Genomic DNA, 384 nt, shown 5'->3' on the forward strand with positions numbered 1-384 from the left:
ACCCCCACGTCGTCGGCGATGAGCAGGCGCACGGGGTGGAGCCTCAGGGCCATGAGGAGGGGGACGAGCTGGTAGGCCCTGGGGCGCACCCCCACCCGGCCCAGGCTCCTCAGGGGAGCGGTGCCGTCCCGGAGGAGAAGCCTCGCCCCCTCTAGGAAGAGGCGGAACTCCTGGGGCGAAGCCAGTGGAGTCGCCTTGGGGGGCGGAAAGGAAGCCGGGGAGAGGTCCTCGTGGGGGAGGACCTCGCGGAGGGCCGCCACGAGGTCCAGACGCACGGGGAGGAGCTCCTCGCCCCCCAGGGGGCGGAGGTAGAGGAGGTCGCCCTCCCGATCGGCCAGGATCCACGGGCGCCCGCGGTAGGCGATGAGGGAACCGAGGCGATGG

At 73.2% G+C, this 384-nt stretch carries 1 pseudogene; it reads right to left on the minus strand.

Going from position 1 to position 384, the window contains the following annotated elements:
- A pseudogene (locus AC01Y6_RS10915) lies at positions 1-384 on the minus strand (helicase-related protein); the annotation flags it as partial.

Source organism: Thermus sp., assembly GCF_056332225.1.